27 protein-coding genes are annotated in these 23,077 nt (G+C 27.5%); 5 read left to right on the plus strand and 22 right to left on the minus strand.

Translation table 11 applies throughout. The annotated features are described in order from the left end of the window. Nucleotides 1–95: 95 nt before the first annotated feature. On the plus strand, nt 96–668 hold the full coding sequence (locus WC168_RS01245; RefSeq protein WP_372617079.1) for a hypothetical protein: 573 nt from the start codon (nt 96–98) through the stop codon (nt 666–668). A gap of 297 nt (nt 669–965) precedes the next feature. Here the strand turns inward: WC168_RS01245 and WC168_RS01250 are convergent, their stop codons facing one another. The 22 genes from WC168_RS01250 to WC168_RS01355 form a co-directional block, all read right to left on the minus strand. After that, nucleotides 966–2,591 carry a type IV secretory system conjugative DNA transfer family protein gene (locus tag WC168_RS01250; RefSeq protein WP_372617081.1) on the minus strand — a complete coding sequence of 542 codons (1,626 nt, stop codon included), beginning with the start codon at nt 2,589–2,591 and terminating at the stop codon, nt 966–968. A 1-nt stretch (nt 2,592) separates the two neighbouring features. Further along, entirely contained in the window at nt 2,593–3,486 is an 894-nt protein-coding gene (locus WC168_RS01255; protein WP_129106531.1) for an ATPase, T2SS/T4P/T4SS family, read from the minus strand. Then, nucleotides 3,486–6,065 (minus strand): hypothetical protein, encoded by a 2,580-nt coding sequence (locus tag WC168_RS01260; protein ID WP_372617083.1) that lies wholly within the window; start codon nt 6,063–6,065, stop codon nt 3,486–3,488. The genes WC168_RS01255 and WC168_RS01260 overlap by 1 nt, the downstream gene beginning before the upstream one ends. Continuing rightward, nucleotides 6,062–7,138 (minus strand): TrbI/VirB10 family protein, encoded by a 1,077-nt coding sequence (locus tag WC168_RS01265; RefSeq protein ID WP_372617085.1) that lies wholly within the window; start codon nt 7,136–7,138, stop codon nt 6,062–6,064. The genes WC168_RS01260 and WC168_RS01265 overlap by 4 nt, the downstream gene beginning before the upstream one ends. Before the next feature lies 1 nt (nt 7,139). Further along, the gene (locus WC168_RS01270; RefSeq protein WP_115588265.1) at nt 7,140–7,994 is read right to left on the minus strand and encodes a TrbG/VirB9 family P-type conjugative transfer protein; all 855 of its coding nucleotides are present in this window, start codon (nt 7,992–7,994) and stop codon (nt 7,140–7,142) included. Nucleotides 7,995–7,997: 3 nt separating this feature from the next. Next, nucleotides 7,998–8,639 carry a type IV secretion system protein gene (locus WC168_RS01275; RefSeq protein WP_066351715.1) on the minus strand — a complete coding sequence of 214 codons (642 nt, stop codon included), beginning with the start codon at nt 8,637–8,639 and terminating at the stop codon, nt 7,998–8,000. Beyond that, the gene (locus tag WC168_RS01280; RefSeq protein ID WP_372617087.1) at nt 8,629–8,784 is read right to left on the minus strand and encodes a hypothetical protein; all 156 of its coding nucleotides are present in this window, start codon (nt 8,782–8,784) and stop codon (nt 8,629–8,631) included. The genes WC168_RS01275 and WC168_RS01280 overlap by 11 nt, the downstream gene beginning before the upstream one ends. 9 nt (nt 8,785–8,793) lie before the next feature. Beyond that, nucleotides 8,794–9,141: a hypothetical protein gene (locus tag WC168_RS01285; RefSeq protein WP_066351708.1), complete on the minus strand. Its 348-nt coding sequence runs from the start codon at nt 9,139–9,141 to the stop codon at nt 8,794–8,796. A 2-nt stretch (nt 9,142–9,143) separates the two neighbouring features. After that, a complete protein-coding gene (locus WC168_RS01290; RefSeq protein ID WP_372617089.1) occupies nt 9,144–10,178 on the minus strand; it encodes a type IV secretion system protein in 1,035 nt (344 codons plus the stop codon). 1 nt (nt 10,179) lies between these two features. After that, entirely contained in the window at nt 10,180–11,061 is an 882-nt protein-coding gene (locus WC168_RS01295) for a hypothetical protein (RefSeq protein ID WP_372617091.1), read from the minus strand. Beyond that, nucleotides 11,058–11,984 (minus strand): hypothetical protein, encoded by a 927-nt coding sequence (locus WC168_RS01300; protein WP_372617093.1) that lies wholly within the window; start codon nt 11,982–11,984, stop codon nt 11,058–11,060. The genes WC168_RS01295 and WC168_RS01300 overlap by 4 nt, the downstream gene beginning before the upstream one ends. Before the next feature lie 100 nt (nt 11,985–12,084). Continuing rightward, nucleotides 12,085–13,884 carry a group II intron reverse transcriptase/maturase gene (gene ltrA, locus WC168_RS01305; protein WP_372617127.1) on the minus strand — a complete coding sequence of 600 codons (1,800 nt, stop codon included), beginning with the start codon at nt 13,882–13,884 and terminating at the stop codon, nt 12,085–12,087. Between the two features lie 780 nt (nt 13,885–14,664). After that, the gene (locus WC168_RS01310; protein ID WP_372617095.1) at nt 14,665–16,107 is read right to left on the minus strand and encodes a hypothetical protein; all 1,443 of its coding nucleotides are present in this window, start codon (nt 16,105–16,107) and stop codon (nt 14,665–14,667) included. After that, nucleotides 16,097–16,369 carry a hypothetical protein gene (locus tag WC168_RS01315; protein ID WP_115588270.1) on the minus strand — a complete coding sequence of 91 codons (273 nt, stop codon included), beginning with the start codon at nt 16,367–16,369 and terminating at the stop codon, nt 16,097–16,099. The genes WC168_RS01310 and WC168_RS01315 overlap by 11 nt, the downstream gene beginning before the upstream one ends. 1 nt (nt 16,370) lies before the next feature. Next, the gene (locus WC168_RS01320) at nt 16,371–16,646 is read right to left on the minus strand and encodes a TrbC/VirB2 family protein (protein ID WP_164966589.1); all 276 of its coding nucleotides are present in this window, start codon (nt 16,644–16,646) and stop codon (nt 16,371–16,373) included. Continuing rightward, nucleotides 16,639–16,980 (minus strand): single-stranded DNA-binding protein, encoded by a 342-nt coding sequence (gene ssb, locus WC168_RS01325; protein ID WP_164966588.1) that lies wholly within the window; start codon nt 16,978–16,980, stop codon nt 16,639–16,641. The genes WC168_RS01320 and ssb overlap by 8 nt, the downstream gene beginning before the upstream one ends. Beyond that, nucleotides 16,977–17,231 (minus strand): helix-turn-helix domain-containing protein, encoded by a 255-nt coding sequence (locus WC168_RS01330; protein WP_109065738.1) that lies wholly within the window; start codon nt 17,229–17,231, stop codon nt 16,977–16,979. The genes ssb and WC168_RS01330 overlap by 4 nt, the downstream gene beginning before the upstream one ends. 27 nt (nt 17,232–17,258) lie before the next feature. Further along, on the minus strand, nt 17,259–18,356 hold the full coding sequence (locus WC168_RS01335) for a hypothetical protein (RefSeq protein WP_372617099.1): 1,098 nt from the start codon (nt 18,354–18,356) through the stop codon (nt 17,259–17,261). Next, nucleotides 18,356–18,781 carry a hypothetical protein gene (locus WC168_RS01340; protein ID WP_066351687.1) on the minus strand — a complete coding sequence of 142 codons (426 nt, stop codon included), beginning with the start codon at nt 18,779–18,781 and terminating at the stop codon, nt 18,356–18,358. Before WC168_RS01340 ends, WC168_RS01335 begins: the two co-directional genes overlap by 1 nt. 1 nt (nt 18,782) lies before the next feature. Beyond that, nucleotides 18,783–18,974 (minus strand): helix-turn-helix domain-containing protein, encoded by a 192-nt coding sequence (locus WC168_RS01345; protein WP_066247005.1) that lies wholly within the window; start codon nt 18,972–18,974, stop codon nt 18,783–18,785. Then, a complete protein-coding gene (locus WC168_RS01350; RefSeq protein WP_372617101.1) occupies nt 18,971–19,207 on the minus strand; it encodes a hypothetical protein in 237 nt (78 codons plus the stop codon). Before WC168_RS01350 ends, WC168_RS01345 begins: the two co-directional genes overlap by 4 nt. A gap of 1 nt (nt 19,208) precedes the next feature. Then, complete coding sequence (locus WC168_RS01355; RefSeq protein ID WP_372617103.1) at nt 19,209–19,448, minus strand: hypothetical protein; 240 nt, start codon at nt 19,446–19,448, stop codon at nt 19,209–19,211. A 594-nt stretch (nt 19,449–20,042) separates the two neighbouring features. On the opposite strand from WC168_RS01355, the gene WC168_RS01360 reads away from it, so the two are divergent. From WC168_RS01360 to WC168_RS01375, 4 genes are read left to right on the plus strand one after another with little or no spacing between them, the layout of a single operon-like run. Continuing rightward, nucleotides 20,043–20,396 carry a helix-turn-helix domain-containing protein gene (locus WC168_RS01360; protein WP_372617105.1) on the plus strand — a complete coding sequence of 118 codons (354 nt, stop codon included), beginning with the start codon at nt 20,043–20,045 and terminating at the stop codon, nt 20,394–20,396. A gap of 29 nt (nt 20,397–20,425) precedes the next feature. Further along, nucleotides 20,426–21,196, plus strand: coding sequence for an ABC-three component system protein (locus WC168_RS01365; protein ID WP_372617107.1), 771 nt, complete (start codon nt 20,426–20,428; stop codon nt 21,194–21,196). Continuing rightward, nucleotides 21,183–21,407, plus strand: a complete 225-nt coding sequence (locus WC168_RS01370; RefSeq protein WP_372617109.1) for an ABC-three component system middle component 7 — start codon at nt 21,183–21,185, stop codon at nt 21,405–21,407. The genes WC168_RS01365 and WC168_RS01370 overlap by 14 nt, the downstream gene beginning before the upstream one ends. After that, nucleotides 21,391–23,004 carry a DUF2326 domain-containing protein gene (locus tag WC168_RS01375; protein ID WP_372617111.1) on the plus strand — a complete coding sequence of 538 codons (1,614 nt, stop codon included), beginning with the start codon at nt 21,391–21,393 and terminating at the stop codon, nt 23,002–23,004. Before WC168_RS01370 ends, WC168_RS01375 begins: the two co-directional genes overlap by 17 nt. Nucleotides 23,005–23,077 lie beyond the last annotated feature (73 nt).

Here is a 23,077-nt window from a genome sequence, read left to right on the forward strand (position 1 = left end):
AAAGAAAGAAAAGAAGAGAGGCAGGATACTGTCTTCTAGTTCTTTTTGTACGGTTTTTTATTTTTAAAATGATATAATTCATCAAAGGGTAAATAATGAAAAAAACTAGAATTGAAATAAGATTAGATAATGAAGAAGAAAAAAATGAATATTTAAAAATTGCAAAAAAAGAGGGCTATAAAACATTCTCAGAATTTTTTAGAGCTAGAATGAAAAAAGATTTTTCAGAAAATTATAGAAGTCAGTTAAATTCAATAAAGCTTGAATCAAATTTAAAAGACAATAAGAATGATTATGTAAAATTTAATGTAACTCAAGAAGATAAAATATTATTTACAAAAAAGGCTTTAGAAGAGGGCTATGAAAATTTATCTTCTTTTGCAAGAGAGAGATTAAAATCTAGTTTATCTGAAGATTATAAAATTGAAATTGATGAGCTAAGTAAAATAAGATTAGATACAGCAAGAACTAGACAAGCAGTTGCAAATTTAACTTCAAATATTAATCAAACGCTAAAAGCTTATAATAGTGGAGAACACCCAAGCAAATGGATAGAAAGAGATTTATTAAATAGAGAGAATTTAATTCCAGAAGTAAAATATCTTATAAAACAAAATAATGAGATTATTAAAACTTTAGATAAGCTACTAAAAAAGAGGAAAAATTGATTTTATAAGTAGTGGTAACAGGATAGGGTGATAAGTCCTATCCTTTTTATTAATATGCTTTAGTAATAAATACTATACATATTAAAACTATTACCACTATAAGAGAATGCAAGGTAACCCCTTTTAAAGTCGCTCCCACCCTTTAAATTGCTACACTACCCGCAAAAAAAAAGGTAAAGCTAAAAAGCTCTACCTTTACACGACTTCGTGGATTATCAGCCCACTTAAGTTATTTTTACATTCTCTTAACGGTGAAATTATACAAGAATTAAAAATAGTTGTCAATATTTTTTACTATTATATCTTTTCTACAGCTTCAAGCATTTGTGGATTTTTAAACCAAAACGGTGTTTTAGCTTTTATAGGTATATTTCTAAAACCTTGCACTAATACTATTATTTCACCAAAAGGTAAAGATAATAGTTCATCAGTTCTTATAAGAGGAACTCCTTCTAAATTTTCATTTGATGAGCTTGAACCACTATTAGAACTAAAGAAATCATTATTTTTACTTTTACTTGTACCTTTTTTAATTAATCTAGTTGTGTTTCCTATGCTATCAGAAAATGATTTTGCAGTTTGAGCTTCATTTTGTGTTAAAATGATTTTATAAGCTGTTGTAGCATCTAGTTCTTCCATTCCATGCCTTTGATATATTTCAGCTATTTGTCCATTTGATTGAAAGAAAAACATAGCTAGTAAACCATAACTTCTTCCAATAGCTGGAAGTTTTAATAATATTGGAATACTTCCAAATCTAGGAAATTCATCTAATAAAAAAAGTATATTTAAATCATTTTTTTCTTTTTCTTTTTTAAGCAAACTTTTTACAATAAAATCTAGAGTTAGTCTAACAAGAGGTGCTAATCTTTCAGCATCTATATCTTTAATTTTAAGATAAAAAGATATATTTTCTTCTCTAAATTGTTCTGGAGTAAATGAATTAAAAGAGAAAGATTTAGCTACATAATCATCTTGGAAAACAAGTAGTTTTGTTTGAAAAGTTGAAAAAAGACCAGAAAACTCTTTTTCTGCTTTTTGAATTAAAGCATTTCCTAATTCTCTTGCAAGTTGTGGTAAATCTTGATTCTCTTCCAAAATTTCAAAAATATGTTCTTTTAAATTTTGACTAGAAAGAGCAAAGCTTCTTATTCCTGGAATAGAGATTAAAGTATTGCTTTTTTGTGAAATAAATATCAAATAAATAGCTATGAAAACAAATAGATTTTTAGATTCTAAATACCAATGGCTCATATCTGAATTTGAAACTTTGCTATTTTGAAAAATCAATTCAGCAATTTGAAGAACATGTTGATTTATTTCATTTTGATCAAAGTTTTTTATAATGCTCTTATCAAATGGATTAAAACCAGTTTTATTTTCTTTATTTGCTGGATCAAAAATAATTATTTTTGAAAAGTTACTTCTATAAGCAGCTGTTTTTTCACTAATCTCACCTTTTATATCAAGAACAAATAATGATTGCTCATAAGCTAAAGCATTTGGAATAGTAAAACCAGCAGATTTTCCAGTTCCTGGAGGAGCAACACAAAGTGTACTTAGAGGCTCTTGACTTCTTAAAAGTCTAGTTCCTCTTTGACCTAGTATTATTCCACTTTTTGAATTTAATTTGAATTTTTTTATATCATCAAAAGTTGCATATCTTGCATATCCATATTCATTATTATGTTTATATTTAAATAAACTAACAATAAATAGTATAGGTAAAAATATAGTTGCAATAATATATACAGTTAATATCATAATAGAGTCTGGATATTTTGGATGTTGTGATTTTAAAAGATATAGTATTGTTTCAAAATTTGGAATATTGTTTATACTTCCAAATTGATGATATAATCCAAAAAATAATATGGCAATCATCAAAAACATTATTGCTATGATTGATAATAATATTTTCATATTAATTTAACTCCTTTAAAGTTGCTTTATATGTAACTCTATCTATTCTTTTTAGATGAACAATAATATCAAGAGCATTTAAGATATATTTCTCTATAGCTCTTTCATTTCCTCCAGCTCCAGCTAATGAAATATTCATAATTAGTGCTTCAATTGATTTATCTACACTATCTGCATGAAGTGTAGCCATACTTCCTCCATGTCCAGTATTTAAAACTCTTAGAAAAGGTAAAGTGTTGTCAATGTCTAGCTCACCTAAAATAATTCTATCAGGTCTTAATCTAACTGCACTATTTATTAAATGAGCATAAGTTGTTTTTGCTATGTCTGTTCCCATTTTACTTTTTAATAACCTTGTTACATTTGGTTGTGGAAGTTCAAGCTCTTTAGCATCTTCAATAGTTAAAATTCTTTCTTCATGTGGTACTAATGATAATATAGAGTTTAAAAAAGTAGTTTTACCACTAGAAGTTCCTCCAGCAATTAAGATATTTTTTTTAGTTAATATTGCATTTTTTAAAATACTTATCTCTTTTTCATCAAACCAAGTTTCAAGAGGGTATATATTTGCACTAGCACATCTTATAGCCATAGCAAAATTTGTATCTACAACACTTTTACCCATAATTTGAGTTCTATAGTTATATATTGGTAGAGTACAAGATAATATAGGATGATATTCTCCAAATTTTTGGTTTACAGTTGTTGCTAATTGTTGAGCAAAACCTTCTAAATATTCAAGAGTTAAAGAGTTGTCTTGAATATATTTAAATCCATTTTTTGTTTCTAATATAATCTCTCCAGGCTTGTTGATGATTACTTCAACAAGCCCTTTTGTATTTAAATATTTTTCTAGTGGTTCTAGAGTTCTTTGCATTAAAATATGAGTTTTCATCACGGCACTGCTCTATATCTTGTTGAATGAGTGATAGTAAGTTTTGTTCCATCAATTCGCAGATATTCAGAAACATTTGTAACTAATTGTACATTTCCAGTATAATACCAACTCCAATAAGAAAAATTAAAATAATAATTACCACTAAATCCACAGCCTAATCCATAAGCACCACTACCTGAAATACCTTTAAAAGTTACACTTTCTCCCATGTCCATAAGATCAACATAACAACCACTTGATGTTCCTTGTCCATTAGCAAGTGGCGTTTTTAAGCTAGTATCTAGCAAGTTGTTTTTATAATAAAAAACTCCATTAGAAGAAGTTATTTCACCCGCACTCGTTGTAAATCCGTTACCCGCTCTCTCTCCTACAAAAGTAACAGAATAAGCAACTGGTTCACTATAAAAGAAATCTTCTCCATTTGGATATATCTTTTCATTTATAACTGTATCAATAAATGATATTCTTAATTTTCTAACTGAATGTTTTAACTCATCATTGTGTTCCCAATTTCCAGCTTCTTTTATGTGTGGAAAATTTTTATTATCTCTTATGGCGTTTGTTAGATATTTTCTATCGTGAGTAACTGGGTCTATATAATAATCTCTTACAAGTCTATAAGATTGTCCATGATTAAAATCATGTTCATAGCCAACGAACTCTTGCTCTACTTTTATTTCATCACTAATTGGACGGCATTCACTAATATATTCTATAGTGTCATCATATAAATTGATTGCATTTCTCTCAAAAACAATTACTTTTCCAACAGAATTAACTATATCACAAGTTGCTCTTGTGTTGTAGTGATTATAAACAATATTACTATCTCTACATTCACTTACATATTGTCTATCTCCATCTTTCATAAAATAAAATCTTTCTTGTTCATAAGATTTTTTATTTTGAAAATCGTGTCTTTTTTTACACCCTTCATAAGTAGATTTTAGCTCTTGTCTTTCATCTTCATATTTACATCCTTCAACTTCAATCACTTTATCATCTAGCCTAGTTAGGGTTCTATAGTTTTCATATACTTCTTTATTTACATAATCAATTTTATTTTTACAAGCTTGATCATATTCTTTGTATAAAAGTAATTCAAAAGTATTTTCACTGTTTCCACACTCATTTAACCATTTTTTTTGACCGTTTTGAGTGTAAAATGCTCTATGTTGTTCTATACCAATTTTTCTTTTTCTATCAATAACATTAGAACAAGTTTCATTTGTCCATTTTATACTTTCTGTTTTATTTGTTTTTTGACAAGCTCCAATATATTTTCTACCAGTTTCTTGATTTACATAAGGTATTGTTGCAATAGTTACATAACCTTTTTCAAAATCAACAAAAGGTTGACATTGCTCTTCATCATAATAGATTTTTTGCATATCTTTGAAAGGACGACAAAGTCCATTTTCACTAGCAGTTTCTTGATAAGTTCCACCAGTCCAGTCAATAATAGGTTGGCAACCTAAATCACCTTTAAATTGCTCTATAGGAGCAGTTTTATTACTGTTTACACACTGTGTTACATATACAGGTTCACTGTTGTAGTGAAAAAAATATCTTTTCTGTAAGTTGGCAGTTTCATTATCAAGATTTGCTTTCCATTCGCAACCATTATGAGTTTCAACCAAATTGGCAGTTTTATCAGTTTTTTGACAAGGAGTAACTAAAATTTCTACTCCCATAGGCATAGCATAAGTTCTAGTACTTATTCTTGCAATATTTTTATCAAAATCTAATTCTTGAGGGCAACCTTGAGCAGTTGTATATATGCTACTTGACATATTTGTAGGTACACAAGAACCATCAATATATTCAGTAACTGTATATATTCCATTTTCTATTATTGGTGGACATTTACTATATCTTGTTGAACTATCATTATTAGAACCACCACTTGAACCACCCCCACTATTAGAACCACCATTGTTTCCACTATCTGGAATAACTACAGGTGGAGTTGTATTACCTCCTCCACTTGAACCACTTCCAGAGCTACCGCTTCCACCACTAGAAGAACCACCTCCAGAGCTTCCACCACCCCATCCACTAGATGAGTTTCCACTAGAGCTAGAGTCATTTGATTCAGAGCTATTAGCAGAATTATTACCAAAACCACCATCAGCTAAGTTTTCTTCATTACCACTTGTTAAATCTTTAACTGTATCACTAAAAGAGCTATCATTATCCATATTTCTAATTGCATTTGTAAGCTCTTCAGTGTTTCCAACAGCTTTTACAACAGTACCTCCAGCAATAGAAGTTGCTCTTGATGATACTTTTGTTAAAAATGGAGGTACATTTGCACTTTTTTGACCATCTCTTACAGTTGACCATACTATAGTTGTTCTAGTTTCACCATTACTTAGTTTTTCATAATTAATATTTCCTTGAAAAATTGCTCTTCTAAATTCAGCACTAGCATTGCTTCCTAAAGAAACAAAATTTGCTCTAGCAACTTTTGATTTATTAATAGAAACACTATCAATTAATCTAAGTTGTATAATATTATTGTTTGCATTTGCAAAAACAAAAACTAAAAAAATTAGTACAATAATTTTTTTCATTTTCTATCTCCTTTTTCGTTGTAATATGGACTTGGCAAGACCGTACCACTTGAATTCATAGGAAAATATATGTCATGAACTGGATTTATAAAAATTCTAGTTCCAGCTCTCATTGTTATTCTAGGTTTTACATTTAATTGCTCCTTTAAAATTTGTCCAGAAACTTCAGCAATACCATTAGTATAAGTAGTTGCAGTGTAAGCTTGATTTGGATCACTTGATTGTTTACTAATTGCATACCCAACAGCTGCATTAATAGTTGATAGTAAAATTGATAGACCATATCTTTCTGAAAGCCTTCTATCAATCTCTCCATAACCACCACTCCTTCCCATTGTATCAGCCAATTGTGAATCTTTTAAATTAATATTTACTCCTTCAGGAGTAATTATTCTATCCCATGTAGCTATTAATCTCTCATCTCCTATTCTTTGAAGAGGTAAATATCTTCCAACTGCTTTTGAACCTTTTGGAATTAAAATATCTCTACCATGGAATCCGTAAATATCATCTTCAATTTGTGCTGTTAATTTACCTTCAATATCAGAAACAAGTTCATTTATTAAAAGAGCTGGTATCATTCTATCAGCTGTAATAACTCTATTTAGATATACACTCTCACTAGCTTTATCTGTATCAATTTTATAGTGACCTTCCATTCGTGTAAATCCATAACCTTTTTCATTTTGTGTTAAAGCCATAGTTTTACCACTTTTAAACCTTTGCTTATTGATTTTATCAATTAGTTCTTGGTTTGGATTAGAGATAATTTGATTTTGAACAAATACATCTCTTGGAGGAGGTGGTGGAGGAGGTGGAGCTTTTTTCACCACCTTTTTAACTGGCTTAGGTTTTTCAACTTTAGGAGGAAGTGGAGGCTCTTCTATTTGACTAAAAAAAGATGGATCTATTTCACTGTAAACATTTAAATCATCTTCTATTACTTTATTAAAAAAAGCTAATTTGATTATAAATGCAATTATTGCAATAGAAGCTAAAACAACTATTGCAATTAAGATTAATTTCTTTTTATCTAAAGAGTTTTTATTGAAATTTCTAATTTTAGATTTCATTTTAATCTTCTCTTTTTATACAGTGATGAGCTGTTCCACTTCTTAAAGTCCATCTTTTTGATAATGTTTCAGCAATTATAAAATCTCCTTCTATTCTAGAATTTACAGGAGTATCATAATCATCAACTACTCTATATACAACTGGTAGATTTTTAATTTTTCCATTTTGTGATTTAAAATAGAAATATGTGAATTTACCATCATCAAAAACTGTATCAGGCTTTATATCATCACTTCCATTTAATGAGATATATCCAAAATTTGCATTTTGCATTTCTACTTTATTACTTAAAAAATGAGATAACTCTTTTTTATTTTCACTAGATATTTCTAAACTTTCAAAATCAGTTTTAAGTGGTTTAGGAGATGGTATTTTCCCATCTTTGCTTATATAGATTGTAAATATTGGTAAAAATGGACTATCGTGATTGTCAGCTCTTAGGTAGAACTTATAAATTTTTCCACTAGCACCAACAACAATTAAATTTGTATCAGCTCCAGCTGTTTGAGGTCGAACTGTAAATAAATTTTCAGTTTGATAGTTTTTTACAATAATTGGTTTATATTTAAAAACTAAACTATCTCCTAAAGAGTAGCTAATTATTTTTTCACCAGGTGGTAAAACAAACATTGTTTCAACTGCTGTTCTAAGTCGAACTTTATAAGTATTCTCATCTTCATATTTATAAACAGCTACATTTTCGTGCATATTTGATGTGTTAAAAGCTTTTTGAACACTATTTAAAGATGATGGAAACATATCTTGATTTGTATTGTTATCACTTAATGATGTTTCATCTCTAAATGCATATGCAGATTGTATAAGTAATAGTGCAATCATTAAAATTTTTTTCATTTTTTACTTCCTTTGTGCTATAGAATATTCTTCAACTATTAATCCAAGTGGATTAAAATCTTTATCTTCGTAATTTACATCTCTAGTTTTAAAACTCATTTTTAGAGTTGCAACCCAATAACCTTTTGACTGTTTTTGAGAAGTTGTACCAGCCCCATATGTATCATTTGTTTCAAATTCAACTTGTCGTATATTATGACTTAGTTCACTAACTCTTAAAATTTTTATAGCTCTTTTAAAATCATTTTTTGCATAAGGTGATTTTGAATGAGTAAAAATTGCAATCATATCATTCCAAGTTTTTTCATTTGATACAGACTTTATATATTCATATCGAATTTGTTCATCTACTTTATTCCATGTTTCTCTATCAACAACATATTTTTTAACAAAGTAATTAATCAATAAACTATCTGATTGAATATTTTGGTTTGGTTCTATGACTCTTACGAAATTAGAAGTTCCATCTACAAATTCAACAACCTTTACTTTTGTATCTTTTAATGGAAATAGTGAAATTATCACTATTCCTAAAATTAATACAATACCTAATAAGGCAACTATTACTCGTTGTAGAAGAACATTATTAACCATTGCTGCTTTATATGCAACAGGACTTATAAGTTCAATTTCTTTATCCGCCATAGTAATCTTTCTCACTATCTAATGAATGATTGTTTTTTTGTATAGGAGCTTCTCTACAAGGACTTTTTAAAAGACCATTAGTATCTTTTCCAACACAACCATTTACCACTAAAGCAAGTAATATATAAAACATAATTTTTCTCATTTTTTCTCCTTATTTTTTATTAAACATTTTTAATTGATCTGTAAAAAAACTCTCATCTTCACAGATAAAATTCCAATTTAGTTTTTCAGCTATATAAAAAGAGCAGATAACAAATTCTCTTAGAGTTAAATTTTGAATATCTTTTTTAATATCCTTGAAATACTCTTTTGTTATGTAGCTTAAAGATATTTTCATATGACTGTTTTCACTATCTTTATCTAACTCATTTAATATCTCTTTAGTAAGTTTTGCTTCAATATATGCTTTATGAGCAATTTGATTGATTTTTTTAACATTTTGTTTGTATTTAAGAGGTATTTTTATTGTATGAGATTTAATAGGATTTTCATTAAGCATATTTAAACTCCTCTTGATTTAGAAAATGCGTTTTTTACATTGATTGCAGTTTCAGCAGCTTTTGCACCTACATTTTTAACTTCATTGTATGTAGAAGATATTGCTTTAGGTGTGTTATATGCTCCTTTTGCTGTTGCCCATCCTTTAGAAACTCCAAATTTACTTACAGCATAAGTACTAGCACCAATTCCAGCAACAGTTGTAAAAAAACCACCAATTCCAGAAGGTTGTCCACCAGTTAAAGCTGCTGCAAATTCAGGTGCTTTCAAATGAAAAAAGATAGCTAATGCTCCAATAAAGTAAGCATTTGCAACAGCAATATTCCAAACACCATTTTTTTCTATATCCATAGCAATTAAATCATTAACTACTGCACTTAAAAATTTTAAGCTTATAGCCATAACAATAGCTGTAAAGATTGGTATTAGAGTATAGTTCATAATAGCTCTTAGCCATGCCCAAAAAATAAATCTAGTTTGTGGCATGATTGCAAAAAATAATGGAATTCCACCAATTACAAAAAATACATATATTGCAAATGTAGAGAATATTATAAGAACCGCAAAAACTAGATACAAAATTCCATATGTTAATTTTAATCCTATAGTGCATGTAGCTAAAGCCCATCCTCTAGCACTAAAAAAACCAGCTTCTTCTTCAAGTTTTTCAAGTTTTCCAAAAAGTAATTCAAAAGTTTTATCCATACTATTAAAAACTTGAGATGGTAAACTACCATCCAAACTTAAGAAAAAGCCTTGTAGTTTAAATGTTTGATTTAAAATAGTGTCTATAATATAGCCTTTATAAACTCCATAACTAAAAACAATTCCAGTTATGAAAGTTGCAAGAAGAACTGTAATAAACAGCTCTTTTCCTTTTTCACTTCTTCCAGTTAGAAGTATCCAAGAAACAATGATTATATATATAGTTAAAATAACTACAGCTAATGGTTTAAATGCTTCTATAAAGGCTTGATATTTATCATCCATAAAAGCATTTAAAGTTGTTACTATTTGTCCATAAAATTGCTGAAACATCTTAATACCCAAACATGGAATTTATGTCATATTCATTTGAAATTTTGTTGACATTATCAATTTTAGTTTTTTGATCTTCTAGATATTTCTCTTTTCTTGTTTCATCTTCATCATTTAAAGCATTAATTCTTTTTTGGAAATCTTTATGATTAACTCCATGATATTTTTCTAGTGACATAGCAAAGGCTAAATCATTTTGAAGAGCTATAGATTGTTGTTGCATTATAATCATGTTATATAGAAGCATATTTGTAACTTTTTGCATCTCTATCATAGATGGTTCACTATCATTAAAAACAGTTTTCATAATGTCATTTACTACTTTATTTGTATGAGATAAGCTCTCCTCTAAAAATTCATATCCAGCTACTATTTTGTAGTGAGCCATTTGTTGAGTGTCGTTTTTTAAACTTTTTCTAAGTTGTTCATCATTTAAATGAAAAAATTTAGCAACATCCATTGTTCCAGTTGTTTCAAAAAATCCATCAATCATTTTTGCCATATCTTCATAAAAGAAACCTCCATCGCCAGAATCTGTAGTAATAGAGTCTTTTTTATATGAACCAATTTGTTTAACTGTTTCACCAACCTTACCAACAGATTCACCAAGTTTTTGACCAGCCTTCATAAGTCCCATAAAAGCATCTGTAAATTGCTCTTTAATTGTGTATATCTGTTTTTTTACATCATCAGTAGCTGTTTTAATCCCACCTAGAGTTTCAACTTGTTTTGTCATAAGCTCAACTTGTTTTTGAAATTCTTTCATTTGTTCGATGTAGTGTGTATAAGAGATAGGATCTGTCACAACTTGTGCTGCACCAAAAAGATTTGTGTTTAGATAAAAGCTAATAATTATAACCGTAGTAAATTTTTTTGCTTTCATTTTAAAAACTCCTTTATCCAATTATTTGGATTACTTTTGATTAAATTTTCTAATCTAATTTTTTCAGTATTAGAAGAGTTAAAGCATTTAAGATGCTCCTCCAAAGTAATTAAATCAACATTTAAAATAACACTCTCACCACCGTTTCGTTTAAAAAGTATTTTTCTATTTTCTCCAGAATTTTTAATCCAATTTATTTCATTATCATTAAGTTGAAAATCTTTTGATAATGTATCTCTATCAGCCAAAGGATCTGGATAAAAGATAAAGTTTGCAAAACTTCCTAAAATAGATTTTCCAATACTATGATTTGTAAGTGCTTGTGGTGTTTGAGAAGCTCCAATAAAAACTCCATCAAGTTTTCTATGCTCTAGTACAGTTTCCTTTACTCTTTTTGCAAAGATATCGCTCTCTAGTAGGTTAGGTAACTCATCTGCAAATATAAGGTGAGGTTTTGGTTCTTCGCCATCTTTTGGTAGAGCTAGTAGTTTTATTCTATAGAAAATATAGTTTAGAATTATTCCTAATAGCTTTGGTTCAGAAATTAAAGTATCCATATCAAAAGTAGTAATTCTACTTGCTTCAAAATCCAAACTATCTTTTTTTGCATTTAGATAATTTCCCCATTTTCCTTTTTTTGTAAATGGAAGTAATAATTTATCCAAAGCAACTTCTTTATCACTCATTGGAGCAAAAGCAGTTATTCCAGAGTCTAAATTCCTTTCACTCTCTTTAGTAAGTCTAGAGTAGATTAAATCTATTGCAGTATCTATATTGTGATTGTTCTCTTCAAGTTCAGCCATATCAGAGATTAAACTACTTAAAAATGTTTTATTCTCTCTTGTACCTGGAAGAGAGAAAGGATTTAAAAATCCATTATCATCTGAAAATAGCGATAGGTAAGAATTTGATGTTATCTCCAACTTTTCCCCCGCTTCACACCGTGCGTGCGACTTTCACCGCACACGGCGTTACATCAAAGTTTATTCAACTTTATACTTAAATACTTAATCAATTAAATCTTTATAGACAAATTTCAAGATTACCAACTTTAGTTCTAAATTTATTTAGCTTTTCAAGGGTAATTTTATCAGTAGGTATATATTTCAGATATTTGCTAGTTGTTTCCAATTGTGTTGAGTGTATTAGTTTATGTACTTCTTTAGTAATTAATACTAAATTTTTGTAACTATCTAGCCCACCTTTGCTTCTTGGTTGAATGTGATGACATTCCATACTTCCAACTTCTAATTCTTCTTTAGTTACTGCACATTTACCTAATTGTCCTATATATAGAGATATACGATTGTCATTATATTCAGTTGATTGTCCTTGAATAGGATTTTCAATTAAATATCTGATTATCTTGTTATTTGCAACTTTTTGAGAGTTGTGAATTTTATCTCTATCTATTGGATTATAGATATTGGTTTGACTAAAGTTCATTAGTTTTGAGTGCTGAATGTATGACAGTGGCAAAATTGCCTTTTCTCCTAACATTCTTAACATTTCACTTTTACCATATACTTTTTTAATGTAGTCAGGTAATTTATCTGATTTATTTACTCTTCTGCTTTTTAGTCTTACAAAGATTTTAGTTCGTGTTTGATTAGAAAGTTTGTTCATATCAATATTGCAGTTGGTTGCACAATTATAATAATTATGAGTACCTATAACAAAAGAGTTGTATAAGTCTATTGCTAACCCGATACTTTTCTTTGGCTTTTGTATATTTTTGATATGTTTTCTAACATTTTCTTTTATTTTGTTCAAAGCTTTTTCTTGAATGTGAGATTTTATAACCCACTTAGTGTTTTTATCTTTCTTCTTACCCTTTCTATGTACTTTAAATTTTATACCTAGAAAGTAAGAGTAGTTTTTTCGTAAGTTTACAATTTTTGATTTTTCTTTGCTTACTTCAAGATGTAATCTATTTCTTAACCACTGTTTAGAGGCTTCAAAGAGTTTAACTGCATCTTGGTGATTTCTGCAAAAGAGTTTAAAATCGTCTGCGTATCTTACGATATATACTTCTTTTAGATTTGTTGTTTTTAGTGCTCGATATTTTTTCCCATTTGGGTCTTTTGAATAACTAGCGTATTGTTTTTTGGTTGGAATACTTTCCCATTGAGAGTTAATCCACCAGTCGAATTCATTTAGAACAACATTAGCTAAAAGCGGAGATAATATTCCACCTTGTGGTGTACCTTTATCGGGTATTCCCACATTTTCGATTTCTGCTTTTAACATTTTTGAAATTACTGTAATTAATGCTTTATCTCTTATTCCCAAAGTCCACAGTTGTTTAATAAGTTTTCCGTGATTTATATTATCAAAGAAGCCTTTTATATCAACATCTACAACATAATGTAGATTGTTCTTTTGGGCTAGGAAATTAGCCCTACTAATTGCGTGTTTTGTACTTCTTAAAGGGCGAAAACCATAGCTATGTTTGTAAAACTTAGCTTCACAAATAGGTTCTAATACTTGTAATATACACTGTTGTATTAGTCTATCCATAATTGTCGGTATCCCCAATGGTCTTAATTTCCCATCAGGTTTTGGTATTTCTACTCTTCGCACCTTGTTAGGGAAGTAGTTTTTTAATTTGATTTGAACTAATTTTATTAGTGTTTCAGGTTCAAGACTAGCCAAATGACTAATGTCTTTACCATCTACACCTTTTGTGTTACTACCGCTGTTTTTCTTAATATTTCTATATGCTAGTAAGATATTGTTTTCACTTGTAATGATTTCCATTAAATGAGTGAATTTTGTACCTTTTGAACTTTGCATATATAATCTATCTTGAATATCTTGCATTTGGTAGTATTCATTATTTCTTAATTTCTGTCTTTTCAGATTCTTTTGATTATTCAAAATCGAACTCCTTATAGGAAATTCTCTCTTAATCTTACTCGAACTTTTGATTTGTATTTAGTTTTATTTGTTTAATAAACTTTGACTAAAGCCCTTTCCTAACAAATCCATTACAGATTTCTTTCAATATTATATAGTCAGTATAATATAACGGTAGTGGCTTCGCTTTCATTAGAGTTAAAAGATTTTAGTATCTTGCGAATTTATATATCTTAATATTTCATAGACCGCTTAAGTCTCCATATCTCTAATTTTCCTTGTTCCAATCTTTCTATCTTTGCATATATCCTTAGATGTTTCCTTTGAGCCTGCATATTGATAGTGCCTTTAACACTATATGGTATTTCATACAACCCATTTTTACTTTACCACTTATGCCCTACAGTTTGTAGTATATACATTTCTGTATATTTTATATTTAGACCCTTACATTCGGAAATTCGTCAGTGCTTATGCACATTCTCATCATAGATATTTTATAGACACCCGACCTATCACTACTCGACCACCTCTGGTTCGCATTGCCTCATCAAGATAATTCTTGTGTTAGGGTAGCTCTTAGCCGACTTCAACGGGCTTATAACATTTCGTATTTAGCGATACAATTTGCTATCCGTAGTATCAGTGTAAGCGTTTCAGGGCGTTACTCCATCATTCCACTTATCGAAAAATTAGTTTGCCAATATATTTAATGACCTTATTGGCAGAATAGCTTTTCACTATTCAACAAGTCGCACAAGTCGTATAATTTCCACCATGCGTAAGAGTAAAGATTTTTTGACCTTGAAGTCTATCAAAAGAGATTATTCTTAATTTTTCAAATCTTAAAGCTTGAGACATTAAGAAATTAATCAAAGTAGTTTTACCACTATTTGATGCTCCAAAAATAAGTGTATGACCTAAAGCTTTATCATTTTCTGAATTATGAAAACAAAATCTGTAGATTGTATTTGAACTTGTAAGAAATTGAGTAACATAATTATTACCCCAAGAACATCTTTCTAATCCTTCTCCAACTGTAGAAAAATTTGCCAAATCAGAAATATTTTCACTTGTTAAATATCTTTTTCTAACCATCAAATGCTCTAATCCAGCAGTCAAACTCCAAAATAGAGGCTCTATATTTGTTTTTTCTCTTATTGTTCTAAAACCATAAAAGTCAACAAGAGTTGATATCTCTTCAATATTCGCTTCTAGTTCTATTAAACTTTTAGCTTTAACTTGTATTGCAAAACCAGTAAAAGCTAAAGATACTTCTTTATTTTGAATTCTTTGAATAATTTCATTGAATTCAATTTCATTATCTTCACTATATCTTAACCAGCTTTGTGCAGTTCTATGTTTATCATCTAAAATAAAAAGAGCTTTTTCACTTGTTAAGTTTTGAAACTGACAATATAATGAAAATTCAAATTGAAATTTCATAAGCTCATCAATCATTTTTTGAGTTGTATTGTCTTCGTAAGATTTAATTCCAATCCAAGCTGAAAATATCTGTTTATTTCCATCAAAAGAGTGATAATTTTTTTCTCTATCAAAAACTAAATCACAACCACCAAGTAAATTTCCAAAAATATCAGAATATTTTTGATGAACTTCTTTTCCATTTAAATAACTTGATATGAATGATATTAAAGAATCACCTTGTAATCTAATAGCCCTATATTCTCTTAATCTATTTTTTATATCTCTACTAGTCTCTTCTAGTATAGATTTTGCTCTAAAGCCTTTGTCTTCTTTGTTGCTATGTAAAAGAGCAAGTTCATTTATCATGCTTGAATTTGTAGTTGTAAGTACAAGATAATGTCTATTTTTAAATGAATGTTGAAATTTTTTATTCCATTTTTCATTTATCTCTTTAGCAACTTTTACATCGCTAAAAGCATAGCTATCTTCAATTGTTTCTCTAATTCTTTTACTATGAATTGTTGCAATTACATTACTAGGAAGATGTTTAAAAGCTTCATTTCTAATACTATGTAGTTGAATAATTTGATTATCATCAAGACCTGTATAATCTTTTCCTAAAATCTCATAAACAACAGCCAAATGACCACTTTTTAATATAAATGTGTCTTTGTCACCGTTTGGTAATACACCAACAATTTGTAACATATCTTCGATTTTTTGTTCTTTTGGTAAGGGTTTCCACCATTTAAGCAACATATTTTTGACTCTCTTTCAAATGTTTTAATTTTGAAATTAGTATTAATATATAATCTGGATCTTGAATAGAGATAATCTTCATCACAATCCAAAAAATTCCTAAAAACAAAATAGTTATTAAAATTCCAAAAAGAGGATTAAATAAAATCCCCATCAAAGGAAGCAGTGGAGTAACTCCTATAATTAAAACTAGTAGGGCAATTCTAGGAATCCCACCAACACTTTGTGGCTTTACCACTGTTGGATAAAGTACATGTTTCATTTTAAGCCAATAGCCAATTTGCTAAAGCTGGAGCTGCTCCAAAAACTATTCCACCAGCAATAATTTTGAGTGCAGTAAATTTGCTAAATGTTCCCATAATAGCACCAATAGAAGCTATCATTACAACTATTGTAATAATTACAATTCCAAGTGTATTTAATCCATTTTGAAGTTCAGTTGCTTTTGAGTTAACCGAACTAAATAATGCACTATTTGCATACAAATCTGGTGCTATAAATATAAATAAAAATGCAAAAATAAGAAAATATTTATTCATTGTTTTCTCCTTCATCTATAGACTCTTTTTTGTCTAAATATGTAACATCTTCAACAATAATTGAATGTTTGTTTTTATTAGTACCATCTTGAGCAACCCAAGATTGAAAATCCAATTTTCCAACAATTGCAATACGGCTACCTTTATGTAAGTATCTGTTTGCATTTTCTGCTGTTTTTCCAAAAAATGAAATATCTATAAAAATGGTTTTTTCTTTTTCAGTTCCTCTAAATTCATTAATAGCTAATGAACTATTGGCAATTGCCAAACCATCTTTTGAGTATTTCAACTCTAAATCTCTTGTAAGATTTCCTATTAAAATAATTTTGTTCAATTTTTTCTCCTTATATTTGATTTAGTCTTTTTATTGACAAAAAATTCTGCAATTGATCTTTTAGGAAATAAAATTTTATTTCCTAACTCTAAATAATCTAAACCTATATTTTTTTGAATAAGAGAGTGTAAATGACTTCTGCTTATTCCTAAAATTTTAGAAGTTTCTGCAACACTAAGATTTAGTTTATCTCCAAAGCCTAGCTTGTTAATTTCTTCTATGTAATAATTTATATCTTCTTGTATTGGCAATGCTTCCTCCTTGTTTTAGTTTATTTTTTATGAGGTGGAGACTGGTACATTCATAACTTCTCCTTTATCTTTGATTTTGTGTTTTTCCATAAATGCTAAAGCTCTACTTTGATAGTTTTCTAGCCACTCTTTAGAGGCTTTTGTATATTGTTTGATTGGTAAGTAATATTTGATTTGTTTATCTGTAATTAAGAAATTATAGATTTGTCCATGTTCTGAAATATATGAGCTAAAGAATAAATCATCTTTTTTCTCAAGCTCTCTAAATGTAAGTATCTGTTTTTTGTATGGAATTGTTTTTTCTTGCTCTTCAATACTAAAGTGAAGTTGAGCTTCTATCTCTTCTTTTTCTTTATTTTTAAGAGCTTCATAATGTTCTTTAGCACCTACAAATTCACCTTTTTTCATAAGATTTATAATTGATTTTTGGTAACTCTCTTTATTTGCTATTTTTCCACTGAAAATTTGAGATTGAACTTTGTCGCTATTCATAATATGATTTGCAACTTTTTCGACATCTTCACCTGGTATCTCATCATTTATATTTTCAGCATTTACCATGCTTGAAAGTTGTTGTAATCTTTTTGCAAGACTCTCTTTACTTATATTTCCTTCTTTTTGAAGTCGCACTAACTCTTCTAGTTGATTTAGTGCTAAATCATTTTGCTCTTCTTCAGTTTGTAACTCTTTTTCATTAAAGAACTCATCATGCTCTCTAAGATATTGTTCTTTTTTCCACTCTAAATCTAAAATATGATCTGTAGTTTGTTTTCCAGCTTTACCAGTTGTAATAGTTCTTAAAATACCTTTTTCAATTAAAGCTCTTTTAGTAGCTTTAACTGTATTTATTCCATATTTGAGTATTTTTTCTTTGAATTTCTTTTTCTCTTCTTCTGTTTCTAAAGCTTTGTATTTTTCAAGAGTTTTACCCTTTTCAATCAAATCATAACCACAATAAAAAGCAATTGTTCGATTTGATGGAAAAGAGTTTTTGCTTCTATCTCTCATATCTGCATAAGTTAAAATAGCCGAAACAACTTTGATTTCATTATTTGTTAGATAACGATGAAACCAAGGCTCTATTTGAACTGGTCTTGTTTTTGGCTTAATTATCTTTAAACTCATTATGCAATAACTCTTACTTTTTCTCTAAATAAATAGTTTGATACTTCTTCTGGATCATAAACTATAATTTTTCTTCCAGTTTCAGAACCACCAGATAGTTGTATAAAAGGAATTTGTCTAGCTCTTCTTTTTTCATCTATCATTCTCTCAGTCAGTCCTGTAAGTTTTGAGAGAGTTTTTTTATCGCAAGTGATAGGTTTCATCTTATCAGCCATTAGAAAAAACTGTAAAATTAAGTTAATAGGATTTTCATCTTCTTTGAGCTTTTTTAGTTGTTCTATAAACTCTTTAGTTAGGTTGCTTGTTGAGTATCTTATAATGATTTGATTAATTAAGCTTTGCTCAACATTTAAATCTTTTAGCATACTTTCTAAACTATAATTTGTAAAATCACCATTTACAGTATATTTCTCAAAAAGTTTCATTTTATTTCTCTTTTCCTTCATTAGTTGAAGATAATGTTTTTATAAAATTTAGGACTTTTTCTAAGTCATATCTATATGCTCTTCCTATTTTTGTAAAAGGCATTTGTTTGTCTTTTCTTAATTTATCTACATCATAAGCAGAGATATTTAGTCTAACTGCTAACTCTTCTTTAGTTAGTAATTTTTCATTCATAATTTGAGTCCTTTATCAAGATTTGTAAGGTGTTGGATTTTTTGTAGAGCTACAATAAAGCTGTTGAGATTGTTTTGTGATATTTTCATACTATCAGAAAGACCATCTGTAAATTTTCTTATAATTCCATCTTCAGATTTGCTATACATTTTAAAGTCAATTCCATTTGTGAAGCAATCACTAATCACAATATAATCAAAATCGTTGAGTTGAATTTTTATCTCTACAGCCATTTCAAGCTCTTTTTTCTAAGTCTATAAATATTTTAAAATGTTGCTCAAGTTGTTTTGCACAATATTTAACTTGAAAGCTCAATCTGCTAAGTTGTGATTTTAGTTCTAAAACTTCGTTTAGTGATAAGTTGTGAAACTCTTTGTAAATATCTTTTTCAAGGTTTAAAAAATCTTTTCGATTTCTTTTGAATCTCTCTAAAAGATACTTTTTTTGGCTATTTAGTGTTTTTTTTGTATTCATAATAGTTTTCCTAAACATTTATATGAAGTTCAATTGAAAATTTATTGTTGAAGTATCATTATGTTTACTTTTTTTATTTGATATGCTATAATTACATCGATTTGAACAAAAAAAGCATTAAAATTTCTCTTGTGAGATGACTACTCACTAGTTAAGAAGTATGAAAGGTAAAGCTTAACGGCTTTACCTTTTTTTTTGCTGGGTGGTTAGCAAGAGTGAACTCTAGGGAATTGGAATTCTTAATGAAAGGAGTTTTTAATGCAGTTCAAATTGATAGTATTACTTTTAATACTCTTGGTATTCGCTACAAAGTGTTACTAAGATATTAATAAAAGGGGGATTTAGTCACTCCCCTGATACTATCTCTCTTATTATTTAATACTTCAACAATAAATTTTCAAAGAACTTTTTGTATCTACTAAATAAACTTACAAATAAAAAAGAATCCAAAATATCCTTTTTTTATAGATATTTTGGTATCCTTAAAGATTAAAATGTAAATAAATGTAAGTTTATCTAATAATTGGATAATTATAATCTAATTTTTAGAACTTGTCAATATATTTATCTATTTATTAGATAATTAGGATAAAAATGAAGATAATTATTAGAGATTTAATTGATAGACTAAAAGATAGTCTTGATATAAAGAATGATTCCGATGTAGCAAAAATGCTTAACATGGCACAAAATACACTTAGTGGTTTAATTAAAAGAAATAGCTTACAATTTGAAACATTTGAAATAGTGCATCAAATAATATTAGAAAATCAATTATCTACTAATTGGATATTATTTGGAATTAGAGAAGATAATTTATCTAATAAATCGATAATTAACTATGAAAAAGAATTAATTGATAATATTAAAAAATTGACACCAAAAAGACAAGAATATTATTACCATAAAATCAAAGCTGATTTAATAGAGGATGAATTAGCTAAATAAAAATTAATTTGATAGGGGGAGATTAAAAAATGAGTAGTAAAAGAAGGAAATATACAAACAATCAATATTTAATTCTCTACAATGAAGTTGATGGATTATGCCCTCTTTGTGGAATAGAACTAATATATGAAAAAGCAAATAAATTAAACAAAAGAGTAAACTTAGCACATATATATCCACATAGTCCAACCAAAGAAGAAAAAATATTATTAGAAAGTGTTGAAAAACTATCTGAAGATGTAGATAGTATTGATAATATAATTTGGTTATGTCCAAATTGTCATGAAAAATTTGATAAACCTAGAACCTTAGATGGATATAAGCAACTTATAGAAATGAAAAAAAAATTTATACAGGCTAGATTAGTTTCTAAAGAGTTTAATAATTATAAAATTGAAGAAGAGATAAAAGATATATTACTTTTTTTAGTTAATTATGAATATACAGAAACTGATAATATATCATTGGAATATAATCCAAAGACTATTGATAATAAAACAAATTTAACAATTACTCATTTAACAAAAAAACAAATTAAAAGTAATGTTAGAGAATTTTTTAATATATTAAAAAAAGAATTTCAGAATATTGATACTTTAAATCCTAATAAATCAACAAAAATTGCTACACAAATTAAATCATTTTATAATGAAGTATATGAAAAAACTCAGAATCAAGAAGATATTTATGAATATTTAGTAGAATGGTTATATAAAAAAACAAATAAAAGTAAAGATGCATCATCTATAGTAGTGTCATATTTTGTGCAAAATTGTGAGGTGTTTGATGCTATTTCCTAGTAAATTTACAAGTTTTCAAGAATCAATTATTTATAAAATGATTGTAATATTAGAGTTAAAAGAGAAAAGAATTAATGTTAATTTATTATATAAGAAATTAAAGAATAAGTTTACATGCATAGATGAATTTATTTTTGCACTAGATGGACTATATGCTTTAGGATATATAAATATATTAGGGGAGGATATTATATATGTTAGTGGAAATTAAATCTGATGTTTTTCGAGAAAATACAATTAAGTTTCATAGAGGATTGAATATTGTTTTAGGAGATGAAAAAGCAAGCAACTCTATTGGTAAATCAAATTTATTGCTTATTATTGATTTTATATTTGGTGGAGAAACTTATATCTTTCATAGTAAGGATGTAATTGAACAATTAGGAGAACACTCATTTTATTTTTGTTTTAAATTTGAAAAAGAATATAGATTTAAAAGAACTACAGACGATTCAAAAATAGCATTCATTTGTGATGAAAATTATAATATTAGTGATTCAATAACTATTGATAAATTTACAAAGTTTTTGCAAGAGAAATATAATATAAATTATATAGAATCAACATTTAGAAGCTTAGTTGGAACATACTCAAGAATTTGGGGGAAAAATAATTATACTATTGATAAACCACTAAAAACATATGAAAATGATGCAAAAGATAAAAATGGAATTGATAATTTAATAAAATTATTTAATAAATATGATGAATTAAATGAAATTGATAAAAACTTAAAAAATGAATCAGAAACAAAAAAAGTTTTAAATAATATGTTTAAATATAAGTTTGCTCCGAAAATTACGAAGATGGAGTATAGTGATAATGTTAAACAAATCAATTCATTACAACAAGAAATAAAAGAAATTCAAGATAATGTTTTGAGGTATGTTTTAAATATAAAAGAGATAATAAATAAAGAGGTTTTAGATTTAAAGGATAAAAAAAATAAACTTCTAAGTATAAAAGATAAATTAGATAATCAAAAATTAAGAATAAATAATAATTTAGAAAAAGATATTAATTTAGATAGCAAATATCTAAAAATGTTAGGAGATTTTTTTCCAAATGCCAATATTGAAAAAATAGATAAAATAGAAGGATTTCATAAAAAGATAAAGAAAATTCTTTTTTCTGAAATTATAAATGGAAAAGAACTAATAGAAGCTGAACTTGAAGAGATCAATCATAATATTCAATCTATAGATTTAAAAATTGAAGAAAGTTTAAAGCAAGATGAAAATCCTAATTACATAGTTAATAGAATTTATGATTTGACTTTAGAAATTAATTTTTTAGAAAGTAAAAATAAATTTTATAAAGATAGTGAAGATAACAAAAACAATATAAAGATAATTACAAAGAGCTTATCTGAAAAAATAAAATTAATATTGCTAGAAATAAAAAATAAAATAAATTTAGAAATGTTAGAAATTAATAAAAAAATTTATTCAAGTGAGAATTCACCAATTTTCAATCTAGAAAATAATAAATATTTATTGCAAAGAATTAATGATACAGGTACTGGAACAGGAGAAGTAAATTTAATTATTTTTGATTTAGCAGTATTTAAATTAACAAATTTACCTTTTTTTATTCATGATACTGTTGTTTTTAAAAACATTGGAATTGAAACTATGGAGAAACTTATTGAACTTTACAATGTAGATACTAAACAAATTTTTATATCTTTAGATGAATACACAAAGTATACTAATGTAATATCTGTTTTAGAAGATAAGAAAGTTGTTAAATTAGATAAAGAGAATACTTTATTTATTAAAATTTGGAATACTGATAGTAAAAAATAAATTATAAAGGGAAAAAATGTTTTTTAAAAAATATAGATATGATGATATTATGACTATAGAATAAAAGTATATT

The organism is Aliarcobacter sp. (genome assembly GCF_041672065.1).
Lineage (GTDB): Bacteria > Campylobacterota > Campylobacteria > Campylobacterales > Arcobacteraceae > Aliarcobacter > Aliarcobacter skirrowii.